Origin of the sequence: Leptospira biflexa serovar Patoc strain 'Patoc 1 (Paris)' (genome assembly GCF_000017685.1) — a bacterium.
Lineage (GTDB): Bacteria > Spirochaetota > Leptospiria > Leptospirales > Leptospiraceae > Leptospira_A > Leptospira_A biflexa.
The window spans coordinates 638,419-659,976 of record NC_010602.1 but is presented as its reverse complement, the minus strand read 5'-3'; the positions used below and the strand labels follow the sequence as shown (position 1 = coordinate 659,976).

Sequence of the window (21,558 nt, the reverse complement as noted above, 5' to 3'; positions counted from 1 at the left end):
GCGAAAGCCCCCCCCCTTTACGAGTCTATCCCTATGTTCCAATCTCGTGTTTCTGTTGCCATTCTGATGGTGATTGCTACTGTCCTAAGTCGTATTTTACCGCACCCTCCGAATTTTACGCCAATTTTGGCTGTTTCTCTCTTTTCTGGTGCTTATTTGGCAGATAGAAGATTAGCCCTCGTGGTGCCAATCGCAGCGATGTTTGTCTCTGATCTTTTCCTCGGTTTCCATGACTTGATGCCGGTTGTGTACGGTTTTATGATCCTTTCCGTTCTTTTCGGAAAACAAATCGGAACATCCCTCTCCAAATCCTTTGGCTACACAGTGGTTGGTTCGGTTCTTTTCTTTGTTGTGACAAACCTTGCGGTTTGGGCGACAAGTGGGATGTACAGTTTGGATGTAGTTGGACTTCGCCAATGTTTTTTGATGGCAGTTCCTTTTTTCCAAAACTCCATCCTTGGTGACCTCGTGTATTCCGGAATTCTATTTGGAGCGATGGCCTTTCTCAATCGCACTGTGTTCCAAACAGCAAAACAAACCGCTTAATTTTTTTTTTTACAACTCACTTAACATTCGGTGGACTCGGTCCTTTGGGCCATCTGCCGAACTGCGGATTTTCTCCACAAGTTTCAACCGACTGACAAGTCCCATCCGATTGGCGATCTGAATCCCAAGCCCTGGCCGTGCATTCATCTCTAAGAGAAGTGGCCCTCTCGTCTCGTCTAACACGATATCTACGCCGAGATAACCAAGCCCCGACATATCAAAACACCTGGACGACATCTCTAAAATTTCATTCCAATGGGGAATCATTCTTCCACTTAATGTTTGTTTTGTGTCTGGATGGATATGGATACGTTTGTCATTACATACAGAATGGGTTAAGGTTCCAGTTTTTAGATCCACACCAACACCGAGAGCTCCTTGGTGGAGGTTGGCACGACCACCTGATTCCTTAGTTGGCAAACGTAACATAGCCATCACAGGATAACCCAAGTATACAATCACTCGTATGTCGGGGATACCCCGAAAAGAAATTTCCTGGAAGAAAGGATGGCACTCCAAACGTTCTTGTAAGATACAAGTATCGGAATTGCCATCAAGAGAATACAAACCTGATAAAATACCAGAGATATGATGGTTTAATTCCTTTTCTTTCACAACCTTCCCATCCGATTTATGAAAGAGAACCTTTCCATTCTCTAAGTTTTCCGTTCGACTGATCACTAAAATTCCATTGCCCATCCCGCCATTGGCAGGTTTGACAACAAACCCAGGATGATCCTTCACTAACTCTTTTGTTGTTTGGATCCCACCAAAAGTATCAATCACACCATAATGTTTAGGCATTGGAACATGGAACTGTCTTGTGAGTTCGGCGGTTTTCCACTTATCATCCACGAGTGGATAAAACTCTCGAGGGTTGTTTGGTAGAATGAATTCACCAATCCTTCGATTGATGCCAAGAATTCCTTCTGATTCAAACTGATTGAAAATAGAAATCACGATTTAAAAATTTCCTTAAACCGAAAGAGCTCAGACACTCGATATCCTTTGTACAACCCAAGGAAAATCTGAATGGCAATGACGATGAGCAAAAGTTCAGGATGAGTGAAAAACAAAATCTGAAGTGAACCAAAGAAAAAGATCATATAACTAATGAGAGCGATCAACAATGTTCCGAGTAAAGTGACCATGGTATGCATCACTCCTTCTTCAATGATCATGATGGAAAATCGTTCTACAAATATAGTTGTGATCACAATCGGAAATAAAGTCACACTCATTTGGTTAAAAATTGTGATCTCTTCGTTTAAGATCGAAAACAAGATGAGTGTGAGGACAGTGATTGTGAGTAAAATCGAAAGCCTTGGTACCGCGAGTAAATAAAACTTGTCTAAAGCATAACGCTCAAAAAAACCAAGTCCAATCATCAAAAGGAAAAAACCGATTCCGAACCAAAGGTTGGTTTCATAAAAGAACATAGCAAGTAATATGGGTGTAAAAATCCCAAATGTGGGAATTCCAATCATGTTCCTTGCCACAGACAAAACAAGAGCTCCGATCGGAATTAAAATCACCAATCGAAATAAATTTTGTAAGGGAGTGGGCAAACTATATAAGGAATAGTATTTTAAAAAACTATTACTTGAAGCAATCTCTTCACTATACTCCTTAAAATTGTATCGATTGACATTCGATTTGGTAATATAAGCCGTATAACGAAAGGTTGCTGGGTCTTCTCCCAAGTTCCTTTTATCTTCGACTGATTTCCAAATAGGTAGGAAACCGTTTGCGGTGCTTGCGAAAACATGTTTGTAAGTGGAAACAAAATACCATTTCCCATGGAATCTGATTTCGTTCCAAAAGGTGATTTTACTTTTATTGTCTTTTTCTGATTGTTTGTTTAAATCAAATCCAGCAACTGTTCTTGCTTGAATACCACGCATCCGACAAAGTAAGGAAAAAAGTAATGCTTGCGTATAAGCACTTCCACTATTGATTCGAATGGTATCAGTCAAAGTGATATCTTTATGTGTATTGATGATCTCTTCAGAGATAAAATAATAAATTTGTTTCGCAGCGGAAACATTATCCTTATCATAAGGATGGATTTGTTCATATAATTTTTTAGCGAGTGTTAGCTCTTCAGTCGTAAATTGTTTGAGAGAGAGATAATATGGCTCTTTTGTAAGAACTTTTTTGGAAGGACTTGGAATCTCAGGTTCAGGATCTTTGTTTTCGTAAGGCAACATTTTGATTTTGGCGTAATAACCAACAGAGGAATTCCAATCTTCGCCTTCCCAAATTCCCAAATGGCCATATTGTTTTTTTAAGGCTCGAAATTCTAAGTCTTCTGTCCTGGTATTGGATTTCAATACTTTCGCTTGGATGAATTGTTTTGGAATAGGAAAACTCACTTCGGATATGGCGACATTTTCTTTTGGAGAGATCACTACCTGAAGATTCACAGTATCATCGACTGAAACAGGCAAAAGTGACAATTCCGCGACATTCAGTTTATACAAGATAGAAAGAATTGGTACTATGATTAATATAACAACAGTTATGTATGTTTTTCGATCCAAATTAATCCCCTAATTGGTGTGACAAAGACACATCGACTAAAAATTTTCCACGCAAAAAATTCCTTCCGATTAGAATTGGATAATTGAGATTGGTACGATCATTCAAGTTGATCATTGTTTCTTCTTTATATTTTCCAATTTTGATCACTTCGCTGATCATAATTCTTTTTTCTGAAACACCAGATGTACTTGTTACTTTTGCTTCTTTGACAAACTTACTTTTTAATCGCACAGGTTTCTCATTGACAAACGTATCAAACAAGATATAAGTCTCGCCGTTTTCTGTTACCCTTTCAATATTCACTGCATTGATAGAACAGGACAAAGCACCTGTATCAATCCGTGCCCGTAGTTTCAACTTCCAATTAGGAAACTCAACCCATTCCACTCGACCAACAATCGGTTTTAAATACTGTGGTGGAATGGTGATGGGTTTAATGTGTTGGTCAGGTTTTTTTTCCACCACTTGACCCGAACCAAAACAATTGGCAAACAGGAACAAAATGACAAAAACGTTAAAAATTCGATAGAATCGAAATTGGAATTTTATAATTTTAGAATGATTCGTGCCAATGGAATGTATCATACAGCTTTTCTTTGTTTGTTTTTATTTTTGACTTCGTTTTGATATGCATTGAATAAATCAATATAACGTAAATATCCTAAACATCGATTGTCTTCAACAATAGCGAGTTTGTCGACATCATATTCCAATAAAATACGAAGGGCTTTGCCCAAAGTATCTGATTGAGACACGGCTGGCACATCTTGTACAATTTCACCGCAGGTAATTAAATTTTTAAGCTCTGCTTCATATTCTGGAAGGATTCTATTTTTTCTGAGGGAAACAATTCCTTTGTATTCCTCATTGGATCCAATCAAAATAAAATCACTTGCTTGGATGCCGGGAGCATTCGACTGCAATTGGGTTAACGATAAATGTTCTGAAACCATTGCATACTTTCTAAACTCAGTAAAATGATCCAAAATCCGAATGCGATCCATTATGTCTTGGTTCATATCCCAATGATGAGATGGTGATAAAAATCGATTTTTGATTTGATTGCGGTAGATTGAAATTTTATGAGAGAGTACCACTGCGATCATGGAAACAATCATAAGCGCTGGTAATAAAGCATAACTTCCAATCATATCACAAACCATAATCATTCCAGCAATGGGAGCCCTTGCCACTCCTGCAAAAAAGGAACCCATCCCAACAAGTAAAAATGGGAAAACAATGATATTCAGTTCTGGAAACAAAACATTTGCCATTGTACCCACAAATGCACCTAACATTCCTCCGATGGCAAAAGAAGGTCCAAGTAAACCACCCGAACTTCCGGATCCTACAGTGAGAGAAGTTGAAAACACTTTAAAGATAGCGACTGCGAGTAAAAAAAACGGCCCCGAAAAGCCAAAACTAGTAGATGTTAGCACTTCCCCATTGATCATTCTTTGGATGAGACCAAAACCAGAACCTAACACTTCTGGAAAAAGTAATGCAATACAGCCAACGATAAGACCACCAAACGCTGGTTTCAAATAATTTGGCAATGGTAGTTTTGAAAATATATCCTGAACGAAGTGGTATACCTTCACAAAAAAATAACCCACCACATAACACAAAAGACCAAGCACGATGTAGAGGGGAATATGCCTGTAGTCATTCAAACTGTATTCTTGAACGGAAAAAATGGATCCGCTGCCAGCAATACTCGTATATGTCAGATATGCAGTCACAGAAGATAAAATACAAGGAACAAGCGAATCACTTTCAATGTCTTCTTGGTATACCATCTCCACGGCTGTGATCGCACCACCTAACGGAGCACGAAAGATGGCACCCAAACCTCCTGCTGTTCCTGCAAGCATCAGAGTTCGCCTGGCCCTTGCCCCAGCTCCTAAAAAATTAGCGAGACTTGATCCGAATCCTGCTCCGATTTGAGCTGTAGGACCTTCCTTCCCCCCCGATCCTCCAGAACCTAATGTGAGTATGGTGGCAATTGCTTTAAAAAACGGAACCTTTGTATGAATTTTTCCTTCATTGAAATGAAAGGAATGGATGAGGGAATCGGTTCCTCCCCCTTGCGCTTCTGGGCAAAAAAAACTGGTGATGATTCCAACAAGTAATCCGCCGATGGCAGGCAAAAATAAGATCCATAAGGGAGATAAAACCGCTACGGTTCCCACCGAATGGAAATTTAGGTCACCTGCGGGAGTACCTGGGTCATATCCGATGAGATTACCGAAGGTGAAGGATTCAGTCCATGTGAGGGCCCAATTGAACCCGTATGCCCCAAACCCGGAAAGTAGACCGATCAAGAGAGAAAAGACATAAATCGACCTTGGTCCTTGGATCGAAAGCACAGCATTTAGACCAAATGGGAGCCGCATTTGTCAATCTTAGATTTTCCACCAAATTTCCCAAGGAAATTCTGAATCCTCTTGACCCAATAAGGAATTCCTAGGACGGTTGGATGGTATGCTCCGATTGATTTCCATTTTTTTGGTCCTTTCTTCTTTTTTTTGGGGCTGTGGTCTCAAAAATGAAAACAAAGCAGAAGTCTCGATTTTTCCCGATGGGGAACCATCGCTCTACTTCTTAGGAGAGGTCGATAGCGATATCACAACAAGCTGTGGACAAGCGACTCCGGCAACTGCGTCAACCGGAACCACAGGCACAACACCTGGATCAACCGGTTCTACTGGGTCAACTACGAATAACACTCGCTTCACGGTCATCTCACAACTTATTTTTAAAACCAAAGAGACTCTCAATTTACGGTTCACATACGACAGCACACAAATCCAAGGGAAAATTGACCCACAACAAGGTTTTGTCCTTGCGGGAGGATTATTTGGTAAAACTGTGCAAGGAACCCAAGGGACTGTCGAATGGTTCAACCAAGGGATCAATATTGACACTGCTTTACAAAGTGCCCAACAAATCTCCTTCTTCAATTTAGAAATCACATTGAATGGAACTTATAGTACATCTGCTTCCTCTACGACAAACATTCTCAATTCTTGTAATACTTTGGATGGTGTGAATTGTACTTCAGGAACATCAACAACGCAGTGTTTTACAAACGACAATCGAACTTGTTTGGTTCAAAATACTACCAGTGATGCAAAATCAGTGATCATTCGTGGAACATTGAAATGTAATGCTCCGAATATTGTCCCACAATAAATAATCGATTGTTTCCTTAGATTTGCTTCGCCTTGTTGTAAGTCTCGTCTGTTTTCCCTTTCTGTTATGGGCAGAAGGGGAACAAAAATTAGTCCATTTAGGAACCAATCCCAATGCATCGCTAGAAGGAAGTTCACCTTCGTTATCCATTTATTACTTTGGATTTACAAAAGAAAGCCACTACTATCAAATCAAACTAGAAGAAGATCCAAATCGATATTTTCATTTTGAAAATGGAATGTTATCGGAACTCGATTGTGAATTGATCCAAGATGGTAAGATCACCAAACAATTCCAAACAGGGCTTCTGAGAAAAAAAAATCCAGACGTTTCCTATACAGGTGGTTTTTTATTTCCCGCAAAAGAAAAGGGAATTTATCGTTTTCGAATCCAGTCGGATGACACACATCGAATCAATTTTAGAATTCGAAAAGAATCAGAATTATTCCAATACACCAAATCTTTGTCCTTATGGCAAGGTCTCTATTTGGGACTTTGTATTCTCTTGTGTTTGTTTACTGCAGCTCAATACATACTTCTGCGAGAAAAAATTTCACTTCTATTAACCTTTGCAACCTTCACTGTTTTATTTACTAACGTTTTACGTTCAGGTCTTTTTTATGAATATGGCTTTAGTGATTTTGATTGGTTTTATCGATATGTACCAGGACTACTCTCACTTAGCCCAATCGGATTTGTATTATTCCTAAGGGAATTTTTACATACCAAAACAAAACACCCCAACTTTGATCGTTATGTAATGGTATACATTTATATGATGTTTCTTTCGATGGGTGTCTCGATCTTCGACTTACAACTCTATTTCCGATTTATCTATACCAATAGTTTGATGTTATCAACCGCTACATTTGCTTATTCGATCTATTGTTTAATTCAAAAAAAGGAACATGCAAATGTATTGTTTTTTGCTTTTTTGGTTAGGCAAATTAGTACGACCTTACTCATCTTCACAAACACGGGTTACCTGCCATCCTTTCCTTTCCTAAGTTCAGCCAATGAAATTGGTGCCGCAATCCAGATGACAATCTTTACAATTGTTATCTCAAAATTTCAGATCCAAGAAAGGATCATCAAAGAACAAACGGTAACAAAAGTAAACGAAGAATTGGAATTTATGGTTTCAGAAAGAACCAAAGAATTACAGTTACAAAAAGAAAAATTAGAAAATGCCATTTTACAATTAAGCCAAACAGAAAATCAATTGGCACTTTCGGAAAAGATGACTGAGCTCGGTAAACTCGTTGCAGGAGTTGCACATGAAATCAATAACCCACTCAGTGCAATCAAAGCATCGATTGAAACTTTAATGGAATCGAAACAAAATGAAACCATTCACTTAGGCACAAAAGAAAATATCTACTCAACACTAGACATTGCTCAAATCCAAACACTTACTCGTATGTTCCAATACCAATCCGACTTTGGGCTTGTGGCAAGTTATACAGAGCGAAAAGAGAAAAAAGCAGAACTCAAAAAAATTCTAAAAGACAATGGTTTGGATTATGAAGAAGCAACCTTAGAAAAATTTCTAGATGTTGGGATCACGAAATTAGAAGAGAATCAAATCCATTTATTACAACAAGGGAAAGACAAACTCACTGATTTGATTTTAGAAGAAAAAAACTTTCGCCTTCACTTATCCATCATTCAAATTGCCGTGGATCGTTCGTCCAAAATCATCCTCGCACTCAAAAACTTTTCAAGAGTCACACATTCAGAACAAAGGAAAATTTTCACCTTACTCGATAACATTGAAACTGTGATTACGATCTATCAGTACAGAATGCGAAGTAAAGTTTCCTTAAAAAAAACATTTTTAACTGATGCTACAATCCTTGGTTGGCCAGAAGACCTAATGCGTGTTTGGACAAACCTCATTCTCAATGCATTGGAAGCGATGAAAACGAAAGGGAATTTAACCATCAGTACAGAAAAAAATGGAAGGCACGTAGAAGTAAAGGTCATTGACAATGGGCCTGGAATCCCGATTGAAATTCAAAATAGAATATTTGAACCATTTTTTACGACCAAACAGCAAGGGGAAGGTACGGGTATGGGACTTGGAATCACGAAGTCCATCATCGAAAAACATTTTGGGAAAATCACAGTGGAATCAGAACCAGGAAGGACTTGTTTTTGTATTCTATTACCTGCGATCGAACTCATCGACCCTCACGCCACGGAATGAATCATTTTTCTTAAAAAACCAAACTCAAGTAAGACGACTCAGTTGTTCTATAAAGAGTTCTCGTTCCTCTGATTTAGGAAACTGATTGAGGAATCGTAATAAATCATTTTTTTCGGATTCCAATTCTTTGTGCAGGATGGCTGGAATTTTTTTGGAATTCATTAAATCCAAAATTATAGATTCATCTTTTACATCACGAATTTCTTTTTGGAACAATCGGTTTAACTTCCGTTTTTCCAAAAGGTTTAGTTTTGAGCGTAATACCAAAACAGGATAGGTAAAAAGACCGTTTTTAAAATCTTTTAAAAATTCCTTTCCACTTGCCTTGGAATCTTCAAAATAATCCAAACAATCATCTTTTTTTTGGAATAACTTCCCTAACCTAACACCGAATTGACGAAACTCTTTTCGTTTTTCCTTTGATTGGTTTGCCAATATAGCTGCTGCTTCCGTACAAACACCGAATAAGGAAGCCGTTTTTCCATAAATGATTTGATCGTAGATTTTTAATGTGATATTTGGATTTTTTTCCCATTCCATCTGCAAAAGTTCACTCACAGAAAGATCTCTTAACACTTGGGAAAAAATTTCCATAAGATCAGGATTGCCAAGTGAGTTCAGTCGGCTAATCCCACAAGCCAATAGATAATCTCCAGCAAGGATTGCCGTTTTGTTACCGAAACTAGCACCAATGGTTGGTTTTCCACGACGAATGGGGGCATTGTCAACCACATCATCATGTAACAAACTTGCCGCATGGATCAGCTCGGCAACACTTCCAACATCTAACCAACTAACATCCTTTACATTCATAAATTGACAAAAGAGATAATGGGAGAAAGGTCGAATTCTTTTTCCTCCGGATGTGATGACTTGTTTTTTTATTTTTTTAAGGATGGGAATGTCTTCGTGAATGATACTGTCTAAATTTTTATCAAATTTGGACAGTACAGATTGGATCTTAATCTTTGACTTCATCCGTTATTCCACATGAGTGGATCGACTTTCGAGAATCTGAAGATGATCCTTAATCATATGTTCCATTTCTTTGGACTGATTGTCGCGATAGATATGGAGTAAATTACGACACATCCGTTTGATCATAGAAAGTGTGGATGCTTTCGTGAAATACTTGGGAGAATTGGTATATCCATTCGCTTCTAAAAATTTTTCACAAGTGAATTTATCTAATAAAACGCCACCATGGAATGGATCGATGTAGGTAAAATAGCCTTCGGATTCATACTGTAATAGGAAATGGAGTGGGAGGTTTGTTCCATATAAAGGAAGACCAAGCCGTTGCGCCACCAGTAGATACACAACAGATAATGAAATGGGAATGCCAAGTCGACTTTTCATCACTTGGAATACATAAGAATTTCCTGGATCATTATAACTTTGGATGTTGCCAACAAAACCCTCTTCTTGGAACATCACTTGGCAAAGGATTTGTACTTTGAGTTCGTCTGTTAAATAACCAGAATGATCATCGTATAACTCAGAAATGCGAAGTGCAATCCGATCCAATTCATGTTTGATCTCTGCATAATTTTGATCAGGAAATCCAATATTAGAAAGTTGGACCACCATCTCTTCCAAATCTTTATAATGATTTGTATTCCCACGTAACGTGAGTTTGAAGAAGGAATGCCTAAGACGATGGCGAAGGATTTCTGATTTAAGATTCCGAGCTTGTACTCGAAGGTATGGATCTTTCACTTCATCCAAGGCAGATTCCAATTGAATTTGCCAAGGAATACGAGATGCAATGAGTTTTAAGAGAAAACGTTTTTTTTCTGCAGGAGCAACTTCCCAATCATACAATAAACGAGTGATATCATCCGGGTAAAAATCAGGAAAAGAGTTTTGTCCCATGCTAAAACTATCTAACTTAAAATGAAAAAGTCAATCGAAACAAAAACTTTAAGCTAATTCTGCAAGAGCTTGTGCTTCTTGTTCTTTATTTGGTGGAGTGCCATGCCATTTCGGATTGTTTTCCATATAAGAAACACCTTTCCCTAAAATGGTTCTAAAGACAATCAGCGTTGGTCCACCTGTATGTTGTTTTGCTTTGGCAAATGCAGAAAAAATTTCTTCCATATTATGTCCGTCTGCATTGATCACATTCCAACCAAACATTTCAAATTTTTTATCAAGTGGTTCTAACTTCATGACTTCTTCTGTATTACCATCAATTTGAATGTAGTTACGATCCATAAAGGCAATGAGGTTATCCGTTTTGAAGTGAACAGCAGATTGTGCTGCTTCCCAAGTCATCCCTTCACCACATTCCCCATCAGAAATGCATGTATAAATTTTATATGTCTCTTTTTTTAGTTTTGCACCAAGGGCAAGTCCAACCGATACAGATAAACCTTGTCCAAGGGAACCAGAACTAGACTCAATCCCTTTCATATAACGAGTGGATGGGTGGCCTTGTAAGTAGGAATTGATATTACGAAACGTGAGAAGGTCTTCCACTGGGAAGTAACCAGAAAGTCCCATTGCGGCATAACGAACGGCGCAAACGTGTCCGTTGGATAAAATCAATCGATCTCTTTCTGGCAATTCTGGATTTTTAGGATCGTGGTTTAAAATGGAAGTGTAAAGTGCAGCGTAGATATCAGCAAGTCCAAGTGGTCCACCTGGGTGGCCAGAATTGGCAGCTGTAACCATTTTGATTACTTGGATTCGGATATCTTTTGCAAATTTCTTTGCGACTTCAACTTTTTCCATGAACATTCCTTAAAGCGGTTTTGATTGAAATAAAAACAGACCAGAGATATAAACAATCGTGTACAATGGCAAAAAGATGTAATGCAATTTTACATGTAGATTACGAATTCTTTTCCAACCAGTATAACCCATCCCGAGCATCAAAATTAGGCTAATGGCAGCAAAAAACCGATGGATATGGATGACAAATTCTGGAGCCGTGGGATAAATTTCAAATTCCGATATCCCACCTAACAGATACTTGATGCATAGTAGATAAACAGCGGCCGTTAAATTTGACAGAATTCCCATCGAATTGAAAATTCGATGTTTTTTCACGTTTGCCTTTCGAAAAAAATAACCTGTATAAAATCCTAGAATGGATAGGGTCATCAATGAATTCACAAAAAACAGTGCCATCTAGGGTCATTCTGGAAGAATCCACCACCACTCAAAGAATTTTTATTTGACCTTAACAGCTTTTCACAAAAATTGGATATGCATGCCGCCTTAGCTCAGTGGTAGAGCAGCTGTTTTGTAAACAGCCGGTCGGAGGTTCAAATCCCTCAGGCGGCTCCATGCAACTTCTTCGGGTAGGTACTCAAGTGGCCAACGAGGGCAGACTGTAAATCTGCTGGTTTTACCTTCGAAGGTTCGAATCCTTCCCTGCCCAAACTAAGTTTCGATTCAACGAAACAAAATCTCCAACTAACAACAAACTGAAGGATTCGAATAGAACCCGAGCGACTTCGACCCATAGGGAGAAGTTTCCGCATGGATGCGGAAAAGCGAGCGGTGACTGGCCCGCGCGAACGTAGCCAGGATGGCGGAGTGAAGGGTGGGCGAACAGGACAGTATCCGAGCTTGTCCGTTCCCTGCTTATAAAATATCTCCGCAACCATAAGCCTTTATTTAGAAATGAATTTCTGAAGCTTCCAATGGTTAGAAAGAAGGATACTTTAGTTCAGTCAAACTGTCACAAAATGGAATTCAATCAACGATTGCTTCTGGACTTACCAAAGGACAAGCTAGGGCATACCTCAAAACGAAACGGTAAGTCTCAGGATATGCATATTCACTTTTTTTAATCAAAAAGAGTTTTTTCTTTTTGTATAATTTGTTTTATTTGTGATTCAAGAATTGGGATTTTGTTTTGAACCAGGTCCCATACAATTTCATAATCAACAATAAAATAACCATGAATTAAATGGTTTCTAGTTGCAGAGAATTTTCTCCATTCAGGTTCATTATATTTTTTCTTAAATGAATCGGAGAGTTTATTGGAGGCCTCACCAATAATTTCAATACTGCGAACAAAGGCTCTTTTTAAAACATTATCATTCAGGAATAAAACTTCGTTAGTTTTAGTTAATTCGCTTTTAATAAACAAAATTTCATCAAAGATATGTTTAATATAATCGATATCAGACTTCAATTAATACTGACTCACTCTCAACTGAATTTTTAATTGAACCCGAAATAGAATCAACTGTGAGTAGATCCACTTTTACCTTAAAAAGATCTTCGAGTAGAAAAGTTAGATTCATAAAATTATCAAAATTTTTCTTGCCAGGCTTGAATTTTACCAGGAAATCAATATCACTATTTTTTTTAGCTTCATCTCTAGCGACTGATCCGAATAGGTGAATCGTTTCAACACCCAAGGAATCAAGTTCCTCTTTATATTTTTTCAATGCGTTTTGAATAAAATTAAAATTTAGAACTTCTATCGCAGACATACCAATAGTTTGGTTTATTTCATTCAAAAGTCAAGCGATTGAAGAGGAGATGATTGTCTCTTTCTTTGAATTTTTCCTTTGTTTTCTTATTTTACCCATATCTTCAGATATACATCTTAGCGTTTATGGATAACAGCTGGTATTGGCCATGCCGTTGGTTCTTTTTTACATTTTTGTATGTCCTGGTACGTAATTAGGCAATTTGTTAAAATCAAGTCTACTCTGATATTCTGTTTCCGTTCTTCGTCAGCGTTATGATAATTCTGAAGTAAGAAAAAACAAACATCATAATTATCATTAGGGATATGACTTTTACACTATTCCTTAAAATTACATCCAAAAAAAACATCCATTCAATATAGTGATTAGAATCAATGCCTTATTCCTGAATTTTTCCATTTCTAATTCCTTTACCAATTTTAATGAATATTAAAAAGTTTCGTATTCCTGTGATTTAAATGATTTATAAATCCATTCAATCCACTTTTAAACCATCTCCTTTCTAACAAAAATGTAAGCTGTTCCAAAAATGAAATTCATCCCATACAAGCCGGGCAAGTATTGGTTTTCTTCTCTTTCACATTCCTTTTTCTTTTTGAGGTAGGTGGCGCAACCGACTAACACAAAGTTGGAAGCGATAGCTTGTCCTAAATTTTTATCCTCTTTCAATATTGTAGGCGATAAAAGAACTAGTTGTTCACAGTATGATTTAAAATCCCTATCCAGATAGTATTTACACGCATCTTCCTTTTTACCAACCATACAGTTGGTTAGAGCCACAATGAACACCAAACATAATCTAGTTCGAATTTGCTTCACAATTCCCCCTAATACCCGAAATGTGGGACGTATTCCGATTTTTTTTCACATTTCCGTTCTTCGATGGTTTTATAGAGGCACGCAATCAATATTGATCTGCCAAAAAACGAGAAAACGATGAAGGTTCTCTTTTTACAAACTGTATTTTCCATTCGGATCTTTCGCTTTCTCATATAAACGAACAAATATTCGAAAATTAGCATATGGATCGACTTCTTTTTCTATGAAATCTTCCGTGCCAACCGTTTTGAGCGGAATTCGAACGATTTTGGAACAGAAAGAACGGTATTAAGAAACTTTTTTTAGTTTGGATCTTTTGTTAGCAGGAAGTTAAGAATTTATAGGTAGGATGTTTTTTACAGAGGAGCTTGTCTTCGACCCCGCGAAGCTTTCGTAAAAAGCAGCCTTACAGAATCACCCAATTCGAAAGTTTGGTTCGGTAAAAATAATAGGCACCTTCTTTTTTCCTTTGCAACTGCACGCCAAATTGACCACGTTTGGATCGCACAAGAGATACAAAGACCATTGGCTCACTTCCCTCCCAACTAACAGAAGGAAAGATTTGTTTGCCCACCGAATCATAAAATGCCCACTGAGTTTCGGATGTTTCTTCTAAGTCCTCTGTGAAAAAAGATTCTATTGCCACTTCCCCTTCCAAAACAGTAACGCAGATGGACCCTGATCCAATTGGATTTCTGCCATACACTTGGATGGGATTTTGTTTACAAAAACGGATTTGGTTTCGAACATTCGAAGGAAATTCCAAACGAAGGATCTCTTCCGGCGTGACTAAAAAATTTGCGAACAAAGGATAGATGGAAACGAAGACACCACCTAAGAAGAGTAATGACCATCGAATTTTAGAATATAATTCCATTAACTTTCCTTTGGGAACAATATTTGTAAAAACTCATTCCCCTCTCTTTCCGATAGGATGCGAATGCTAGGTAAAATTGGTCTTAGATTCTGGGATCCAGTGGGGGAACAATGGTAATACAAAATGGTTTCGATCTCATCAAATGGAGAGGCACCAAATTTAAACGTGGAGCACATTTCTTTTTGTTTCCCCTGTAAAACCATTGATTTACTGGCTTCCAAATCTGCTCTTTGTTTTGCATAAAAACTCCCACTCATGCGAAAATACCGAGCAGATAACTCGTGTTCATTGGATTGTCTATAATGGACACCCATCAAATACAAAATATCAGATTTTTCTTGGTCCGATCTTTCTTTCTCTGAATCAGCCAATACTTTTTTTAAAAACTCTTTTCCTTGTTCGGTTCCTAATTTGAATTCTGAGATTCCTACAAACAAAGGAGAAAGGAACATAGTTGGATTTTCTTCATAGAGAATGAGGATCAGTTTGTATTGTTTGCGTTTTAATAGAAGTATAGATGCAAATTCATACAATTTGGGAAGATTTAAATTTCTTAAATGATCGGAAAGCTCTTGTGTATTTTCGCTATTTGCTTTTGCAGCGAAGACATACGTCGAGGATAAGTCGGAAATAGAAATGGGTTTGTAAATTTCAGAGAGTTGGTTCCAAATCCAGGCTCTGTCTTTTGAAGGGATATGTGAAGGATACCTACTTCCTAAAAACAAGGCATCTAATAATTTGGAATGTTTTTTATACAAAAAAAACAAACGAGAAACCACGGCCTTTTGTAATTTACCCGTTGGTTTTTGGCTGAGTGCTTTTTCATATAAAGGAATCGCAAACAAGGTATTCGTTTGTTCCATCTCATAGGCTTCTTCATAGAATCCACTCGCATTGATTGGTTGCAAGACTCCAACGAGTAAAAGGATACAGGCAAACAGTAATAAGTTGGTGGTATTTGGAAAATTACTTCGTAAGGAATTCAATTAATACAAACCCTTCATTAAATCTTTGTGATCTGAGGATGTCGATTTATGATCATCATTACAAGGACCTTCTGGTGGATAATCGGATAAATACAATTCTTGAGTACTCGGACATGTGGGGGAAGCCTGTTTGCCTGTTAAGGTACAAATTTTATATGCTTTGGCATAGACAGGCAAACTAAATTGGATTTTGGGAAGGATACTTTTTTTGTCGATGGTCGCTAGGATCTCTCCCCAAAGAGGAGCCGCGACCGCTCCGCCGAGTCCACTCGGTCCCATTCCAAATTTTGGGTTATCATACCCCACCCAAACGGCAAGCGATAGATCTGGCCGTGCACCCACAAACCATGCATCTTTATAATCATTGGTGGTACCTGTTTTACCGATGAGATCTCCCGTATAACCGCCGTTCCGTACACCACTCGCCCTTCCACTATCTCGAAGTAATGACACCATCACTTCAGCCGTGTCAGGCCGAATCACTTGGCGTTCTTCTGGTAATTTTAATTTGAACTCATCACTGGCACCAACTTCATACAATACATTTCCTTTGGCATTTTTAATCCTTTGGATGAGGTATGGTCGTTTGACATTCCCCTGGTTCACAAAACTAGTGAAGGCAGAAGCCATTTCCAGTGGTGAAATTTCAAGTGTTCCCAATGCCAAGGAAAGGTCACCACGGTATCGATTTTTTTTCTCAGCATCATTTGGAAAAAAGAACTTCGTAAAATACTTTTCAATGCCCGCACTCCCAAGTCGCTCTGCGACTTGTACGGCTGCTGTGTTTTTAGATTTCACAAGGGCAGTGCGTAGAGAGATCTCTCCATCAAAACTCCCACCTAAATTCTCCGGAGCCCATTCCTTTCCCCCACCTCCACGGTAATACAAAGGAGCATCTAGGATTTTCATACCAGCATGGATGGACCCTGAATCAATTGCGGAAGCATATAACACAGCTTTAATGGAGCTTCCTGTCTGCCTACGCATCTGAGTGGCACGATTGAACTGGTTTTGTGAATTAAATTCATCCCCACCATGCAAAAACAGCACCTGTCCAGTGTTAGGTTGAATCCCCACAATGGCCGCCTGGACGATACTTTGGTCTTTATCTGATTCCAATTGGTCTGGATTCCAAACAAATTCATTAAGAAGAGAAACTTCTTCCATCTTTTGGCGAAAGGCAAGATCCAATGGTGACTCTGGTTTTAATCGAATCCGTCGTTTTTGGATTTTGCCAGAACGTTTGTTTTTGGCTAAATATTCCCTGACGATTGGACCGATTACTTCTTGGGCATTTCGATCCAAAGTGGTTTCCACTGTATACCCACCACTTTCATAAATATTTTTTTCCCCTTCGAGTGATGAAAGTACCGAGCGAACATGTTCTGTTACATATGGTGCGATGTCATGCCTTGAACCGAAGACAGTTTCATTTGGAGAACGTGTCGATAAATTGTGATACAAACCAATCAACTTATCCCGATCCAAATTCGGATAAATCCCACGGTTACGAAACATATTTAATATGGCACGAACACGAGTATATGAATCCTCAGGGTTTTTTAACGGTGAATACTTGTTAGGAGCGGATGGCAAAGAAGCGAGTAACACCATTTCTTCTTTGGATAACTCCATAGGATTTTTCTGAAAATAAAACTTGATCCCTTCTCCAAATCCAAAGGCACCATGGCCCAAATACACATGGTTCATATAGGTCTCAAGGATTTGTTCTTTGGTTAAAACGGATTCAAGAGCAAAGGCAAGTTGTGCTTCCCTCCATTTTCGATTCAAACTTTTGCGACGGTCATCCAAGATAATCCTTGCTAACTGTTGGGTGATGGTCGACGCACCTTGTTTGTAACTCAAATTCACAATGTTTTTAAAAAAGGCTCGTAGTATGGCAGAATAATCAATCCCACCATGGAAAAAAAACTTTTGATCTTCAATATTAAGCAAAATGGAGATCATATCTTCTGGATAGTCTTGCAAATGTAAGGTGGAAGTACGTTTTTGGAAAATCTCACTCACTACCTGTCCATTTCGATCCAAGATTTTTGTGGGAATATTTTTTGACAAAGATTCCAAATAGAGAGGAACTTCCTTTTTGGTAACAAGGACACCCGCAACAAAATAGGAAAAACTAACAATGAATAAAAACAAAGTGATCGAGGTGATGGTAAACCCAACTTTCCAATAGGAAAATTTACTGGGATCTTTTTTCAAAACAGGAATCCGTTTCGAAAAAGCAAACGGTTTTGGATTTGGTTTCTTCGATTCTTTTTCCCAGATTATTTTTTTTTCAAAGAAAGGTTTGGAAGGGGAACGGGAAGGAAAATTCTCTTTCGATTGTGCGGAAATGCCTGGAACTGGAATCTTAAAACTTTGGTAGGATTGTTTGGATTCATCGATGGCACTCGGCAAAACTTGGACAATCTCAAATCGATAGTCAATAAACTGTAAAACTACCTTCTCGGAACAGTGAGCACACGTTAGCTGGAATTTTCCTTCTTTCGGAGTTGGTTCTGGCAAACGAGATGCTTTCTGGCAGTGAGGACAAAGGTATTTAAGAGACGGTGCCGACATAGGTTCTCCCTACTCTTATCGGTCATTTGTTAAAATTACAAAATCAGCGATTTTCACAAAATCTTCGGCCGATTCCCTTCCTTTTTGAAATCCAGAGAGAACAAGGACCGAATGGCCCATTTCCCGTAACCTAGTCACCACTCCCCCATTTCGATCCGAATGAAACCGTCCGTTCAAATGCACTACTTTTTGACCCGTTTTGTAAATTTCGGAAGAAATTGCTTCTGCCATTCCTTGGTCCCAGGTGGCTTGCCCGAGGGCCATAAACTCAATATTGATTTGGTGAGCAGAGTTATGTTCTGTCCCTCCAAAAAGTTCGGTTAACCTTTGTTTGTATTCTTTGGTTAGGTATTTTTCAAGTGTGTATGCTTGTGGTAGTAAACTTTGCGCTTCTTTCGATAAATCTTTATACGCAGAAAGTCCTTTTTTGGAGATAAGGTTCACATACCTTCTGGGAGGATTGGCAGCAATGACTCTAGATTTTTTTTCTTTTGAAAGATTCACAATTGGCAAATAATCTGTTTTGAAATTTTTCCAATGGACAATGGACGACAAAAATTGTGATTCGGAAATGGTTCCGTTTAAGTATTCATCAACGACAAATTGTTGGTCTTTTTCCAACATTTCCAAAGATATACTGAATGTTTGCCGTGTTTGAAGTTGCCGAACCAAATCTTCATAAAATCGATGTAAGACAGTATTGTCATGTTCCTCGCCTAACACAAGTACATCATGTTGACTCACTTCTTTTAAGATCTCTTCCAATGATACGATCTCAGGAGTTTTTGTCCGTACAATTTGCACATTGTTTGGACTTTCTTGTCCAAACAATCCGTAAACAGAAAATGTTACAACTAAAAAGAAAAGAATTCTCTTATAAGATGCTTTCAATGGCTTGTTTGAGTTCGACACTTTCTGGTTTGGTAGAAGAAGGGAATCGGTTCACTATATTTCCATTTTTATCGATGAGAAACTTTTCAAAGTTCCATTTTACATCCCCTTTTTCTTTTGCGTTCTCTGTAAGAAATTGGTAAACTGGATCCTTGTCATTTCCAAGCACTTTGGTTTTTTTCATTAGATCAAAACTAACACCAAAATTGAGCTTACAAAATTCTGCAATTTGGGCTTCCGTTCCTGGCTCTTGGCCACCGAAATCATTGGATGGAAAACCAACGACTTTCAAACCTTTGTCTTTGTATGCTAAGTGGAGTTTTTCCAATCCTTCATATTGTGGCGTATAACCACATTTAGATGCAACATTGACCACAAGCACTGGGTGGCCTTTGTATTCTCCGAGCGAAATTTCTTTTCCTTGGATGGTGATGGTTTTTAAATCATGGAAAGTCATTTTTTTTCCTCCAGCAATCAGACTAAAACTGACAAATAGAAAAATAGCAAACAAAACTTTTCTTTGCACAAGAACCCCCTGCTCCAACCTTAGACTATGCCATCATTGTTTTTTGCTGTTCTTTCTGAAGCAAAACCTTGGATCCAAAAAACAAAAGCAAAACCAGTCCCTCATTCTGGTAAATTTCGAATTTATCAGAATGAATCAATGTACATCGTCATCGCAGGAACTGGGAAAGTGGCAATGGCCCTTGCCGTGTCTGAGTTTGCACATCGGTTCACAAGAGATGAAAGAAACCAAATGAAAATTTGGAATGTAGGCATTGCAGGATCCGCAAATCCGAATTGGGACGTAGGTGAATATTTCTGGATCCATAAAATCTCTGACCATGCATCTAAAAAAGACTATTATCTCGAAAGGATTGTATCTTCGCAGTTCACAAGAGAAACCAACTTAACTACTTTTGATCGACCTATTGCCAAGATTAAAAATGAAAATCATTTTTTGGTATTAAACGATGAAGACTTAAAGACAATATCCCTTGTTGATATGGAAGGTTCCGGTTTTTTCGAAGCTGCTTCACTTTACTTTCCGTTAGAAAACCTGGCGATTGGAAAAGTCATTTCAGACCATCTGGAAGGTTCCTTTTGCCAACAAGAAACCGTGGAAACCCTCATGGAGAAAGTGATGCCTAATTTGTATGAAGAATGGATACAACCAATTCCTTGGATCACTGACGATGGATTCGATCGCAAACTCTGGCCCAATATTCTTTCGCAAATTTCAGATCTTCGCCTAACAGAAACCATGAAACATGATTTAAAAAGATCTTTACGTTTTTTCCATTTACGATATCCAAATTCTCAAATCCCATTCCCAAACATGGAAATCATTCCCACACTCAAATCTAAAACCGATCTAAAACGTTTCATCGATGATTGGAAAAAAAATCTCCATGTTTAAATCTTTTTCTCATATCTATATTGAAGAAGGGATTTGGGATCATTTTCGGACAAAAGAAATTGTATCAAAATTTCCGAATGCGATCAAAATTCCCATCCGCCATTACAAAGATAGTTTTAACCGGAACTCACAAAATTTCAGAATCCAAAAACTATCACCGAAACTGATCTTAGCAGAAAAAAAAGACCAATATTTATACCCTGGAAGTGATTTCTCTCCGAACTTCTCACACCCACATTTTTATTATAATACACTTGCTCTCAATTGTATTTACGATTGCGAATACTGTTACTTACAAGGGATGTTTCCTTCTGCAAATCTTGTTTTATTTGTGAATTGGGAAGATTTTTTTAGCGAAACCAAACAATTTTTGGAGAAGAATGGATCGTTGTATTTAGCCTTGTCGTATGACACGGATTTGTTGGCACTTGAATCTTTTTTCAAAGCAACAGAAAGTTGGATTCAATTTGCAAACGATAAACCAAATTTGACCATGGAAATTCGAACCAAATCGACTAATTTCCAATCCATCTCTCACCTAACTCCCAATCCGAATATAGTCCTCGCATGGACGATTAGCCCTCAGAATGTGATCGATTCCATTGAACACGGAACTCCTTCTTTACAAGCTCGCATCAAAACCATTCAAAAAGCCATCCAAGCGGGATGGAAAGTAAGGATTTGTATCGATCCCATCCTCCGGGTCCCTGATTGGAAAACCCATTACCAGTCGTTAGCCGAAACATTAGGGAAAGAACTAAACCCAGAAGGGATTAGTGAATTGAGTGTGGGTGGATTTCGAATGAACATAGATTTTTTGAAACAAATCGTCGATATACGAAAGGACTCTTCGATTTTATTTCATGCTTTTGAAAAAAAAGATAAAATAGTTTCCTATTCAAATGAAGAAACAAAAGAAATTTTAGAGGTGATGACCACCGCTTTACAAAAACACTTTTTATCATCGCAAATAAAAGTGAGTTATTCTTAAATTTTTCCTTTTCATTTCCATCTTATCCTCATAGGCTGTGTAG

Annotated in this window: 21 protein-coding genes and 2 tRNA genes; 7 read left to right on the top strand and 16 right to left on the bottom strand. The window is 38.2% G+C overall.

The features are described 5' to 3' along the window. Window positions 1–33 precede the first annotated feature (33 nt). Complete coding sequence (locus LEPBI_RS03215) at window positions 34–546, top strand: DUF6580 family putative transport protein (RefSeq protein ID WP_012387673.1); 513 nt, start codon at window positions 34–36, stop codon at window positions 544–546. A gap of 9 nt (window positions 547–555) precedes the next feature. On the opposite strand, the gene LEPBI_RS03210 is transcribed toward LEPBI_RS03215, so the two are convergent. From LEPBI_RS03210 to LEPBI_RS03195, 4 genes are read right to left on the bottom strand one after another with little or no spacing between them, the layout of a single operon-like run. Next, the gene (locus LEPBI_RS03210) at window positions 556–1,506 is read right to left on the bottom strand and encodes an alpha-L-glutamate ligase-like protein (RefSeq protein ID WP_012387672.1); all 951 of its coding nucleotides are present in this window, start codon (window positions 1,504–1,506) and stop codon (window positions 556–558) included. After that, window positions 1,503–3,089, bottom strand: coding sequence for a 7TM domain-containing protein (locus LEPBI_RS03205; protein WP_012387671.1), 1,587 nt, complete (start codon window positions 3,087–3,089; stop codon window positions 1,503–1,505). Before LEPBI_RS03205 ends, LEPBI_RS03210 begins: the two co-directional genes overlap by 4 nt. A 1-nt stretch (window position 3,090) precedes the next feature. After that, window positions 3,091–3,675, bottom strand: a complete 585-nt coding sequence (locus tag LEPBI_RS03200) for an ATP-dependent zinc protease family protein (protein WP_012387670.1) — start codon at window positions 3,673–3,675, stop codon at window positions 3,091–3,093. Then, complete coding sequence (locus tag LEPBI_RS03195; RefSeq protein ID WP_012387669.1) at window positions 3,672–5,486, bottom strand: chloride channel protein; 1,815 nt, start codon at window positions 5,484–5,486, stop codon at window positions 3,672–3,674. Before LEPBI_RS03195 ends, LEPBI_RS03200 begins: the two co-directional genes overlap by 4 nt. 88 nt (window positions 5,487–5,574) lie before the next feature. Here LEPBI_RS03195 and LEPBI_RS03190 point away from each other — a divergent pair, with 88 nt between their 5' ends. Both LEPBI_RS03190 and LEPBI_RS03185 read left to right on the top strand, forming a co-directional pair. Continuing rightward, window positions 5,575–6,285: an LIC10920 family plasminogen-binding lipoprotein gene (locus tag LEPBI_RS03190; protein WP_012476140.1), complete on the top strand. Its 711-nt coding sequence runs from the start codon at window positions 5,575–5,577 to the stop codon at window positions 6,283–6,285. 22 nt (window positions 6,286–6,307) lie between these two features. Next, window positions 6,308–8,494 carry an ATP-binding protein gene (locus tag LEPBI_RS03185; protein WP_012387667.1) on the top strand — a complete coding sequence of 729 codons (2,187 nt, stop codon included), beginning with the start codon at window positions 6,308–6,310 and terminating at the stop codon, window positions 8,492–8,494. A 24-nt stretch (window positions 8,495–8,518) separates the two neighbouring features. Here the strand turns inward: LEPBI_RS03185 and LEPBI_RS03180 are convergent, their stop codons facing one another. The 4 genes from LEPBI_RS03180 to LEPBI_RS03165 are packed head-to-tail and all read right to left on the bottom strand — an operon-like array spanning window position 8,519 to window position 11,629. After that, window positions 8,519–9,472 carry a polyprenyl synthetase family protein gene (locus tag LEPBI_RS03180; RefSeq protein ID WP_012387666.1) on the bottom strand — a complete coding sequence of 318 codons (954 nt, stop codon included), beginning with the start codon at window positions 9,470–9,472 and terminating at the stop codon, window positions 8,519–8,521. Between the two features lie 3 nt (window positions 9,473–9,475). After that, window positions 9,476–10,369, bottom strand: coding sequence for a transglutaminase-like domain-containing protein (locus LEPBI_RS03175; RefSeq protein WP_012387665.1), 894 nt, complete (start codon window positions 10,367–10,369; stop codon window positions 9,476–9,478). A gap of 48 nt (window positions 10,370–10,417) precedes the next feature. Further along, window positions 10,418–11,230 (bottom strand): transketolase, encoded by an 813-nt coding sequence (locus LEPBI_RS03170; protein ID WP_012387664.1) that lies wholly within the window; start codon window positions 11,228–11,230, stop codon window positions 10,418–10,420. A gap of 9 nt (window positions 11,231–11,239) precedes the next feature. Beyond that, window positions 11,240–11,629: a hypothetical protein gene (locus LEPBI_RS03165; protein WP_012387663.1), complete on the bottom strand. Its 390-nt coding sequence runs from the start codon at window positions 11,627–11,629 to the stop codon at window positions 11,240–11,242. An 84-nt stretch (window positions 11,630–11,713) separates the two neighbouring features. Here LEPBI_RS03165 and LEPBI_RS03160 point away from each other — a divergent pair. Together LEPBI_RS03160 and LEPBI_RS03155 are read left to right on the top strand one after the other, a co-directional pair. Beyond that, window positions 11,714–11,788: transfer RNA gene (locus LEPBI_RS03160), tRNA-Thr, on the top strand. 12 nt (window positions 11,789–11,800) lie between these two features. Next, a tRNA-Tyr gene (locus tag LEPBI_RS03155) sits at window positions 11,801–11,882 on the top strand. A 411-nt stretch (window positions 11,883–12,293) separates the two neighbouring features. Here LEPBI_RS03155 and LEPBI_RS03150 read toward each other — a convergent pair. The 8 genes from LEPBI_RS03150 to LEPBI_RS03115 all read right to left on the bottom strand — a co-directional run bounded on the left by LEPBI_RS03150 (window position 12,294) and on the right by LEPBI_RS03115 (window position 19,630). After that, window positions 12,294–12,644 carry a HepT-like ribonuclease domain-containing protein gene (locus LEPBI_RS03150; protein ID WP_012387662.1) on the bottom strand — a complete coding sequence of 117 codons (351 nt, stop codon included), beginning with the start codon at window positions 12,642–12,644 and terminating at the stop codon, window positions 12,294–12,296. Beyond that, the gene (locus LEPBI_RS03145; protein WP_012476139.1) at window positions 12,634–12,948 is read right to left on the bottom strand and encodes a nucleotidyltransferase family protein; all 315 of its coding nucleotides are present in this window, start codon (window positions 12,946–12,948) and stop codon (window positions 12,634–12,636) included. The genes LEPBI_RS03150 and LEPBI_RS03145 overlap by 11 nt, the downstream gene beginning before the upstream one ends. Before the next feature lie 486 nt (window positions 12,949–13,434). Then, window positions 13,435–13,710, bottom strand: coding sequence for a hypothetical protein (locus tag LEPBI_RS03140; RefSeq protein WP_226992869.1), 276 nt, complete (start codon window positions 13,708–13,710; stop codon window positions 13,435–13,437). 463 nt (window positions 13,711–14,173) lie between these two features. Further along, window positions 14,174–14,644 (bottom strand): hypothetical protein, encoded by a 471-nt coding sequence (locus LEPBI_RS03135; protein WP_012387659.1) that lies wholly within the window; start codon window positions 14,642–14,644, stop codon window positions 14,174–14,176. Next, a complete protein-coding gene (locus LEPBI_RS03130; protein ID WP_012387658.1) occupies window positions 14,644–15,630 on the bottom strand; it encodes a hypothetical protein in 987 nt (328 codons plus the stop codon). Before LEPBI_RS03130 ends, LEPBI_RS03135 begins: the two co-directional genes overlap by 1 nt. Continuing rightward, window positions 15,631–18,213, bottom strand: coding sequence for a transglycosylase domain-containing protein (locus LEPBI_RS03125; protein ID WP_012387657.1), 2,583 nt, complete (start codon window positions 18,211–18,213; stop codon window positions 15,631–15,633). It abuts the gene before it with no gap. A 15-nt stretch (window positions 18,214–18,228) separates the two neighbouring features. Then, on the bottom strand, window positions 18,229–19,104 hold the full coding sequence (locus LEPBI_RS03120) for a ChaN family lipoprotein (protein ID WP_012476138.1): 876 nt from the start codon (window positions 19,102–19,104) through the stop codon (window positions 18,229–18,231). Next, window positions 19,088–19,630: a glutathione peroxidase gene (locus tag LEPBI_RS03115; protein ID WP_012476137.1), complete on the bottom strand. Its 543-nt coding sequence runs from the start codon at window positions 19,628–19,630 to the stop codon at window positions 19,088–19,090. Before LEPBI_RS03115 ends, LEPBI_RS03120 begins: the two co-directional genes overlap by 17 nt. A gap of 27 nt (window positions 19,631–19,657) precedes the next feature. On the opposite strand from LEPBI_RS03115, the gene LEPBI_RS03110 reads away from it, so the two are divergent. Then, entirely contained in the window at window positions 19,658–20,524 is an 867-nt protein-coding gene (locus tag LEPBI_RS03110) for a nucleoside phosphorylase-I family protein (protein WP_012387654.1), read from the top strand. Then, the gene (locus LEPBI_RS03105; protein WP_012387653.1) at window positions 20,517–21,515 is read left to right on the top strand and encodes an SPL family radical SAM protein; all 999 of its coding nucleotides are present in this window, start codon (window positions 20,517–20,519) and stop codon (window positions 21,513–21,515) included. Before LEPBI_RS03110 ends, LEPBI_RS03105 begins: the two co-directional genes overlap by 8 nt. Window positions 21,516–21,558 lie beyond the last annotated feature (43 nt).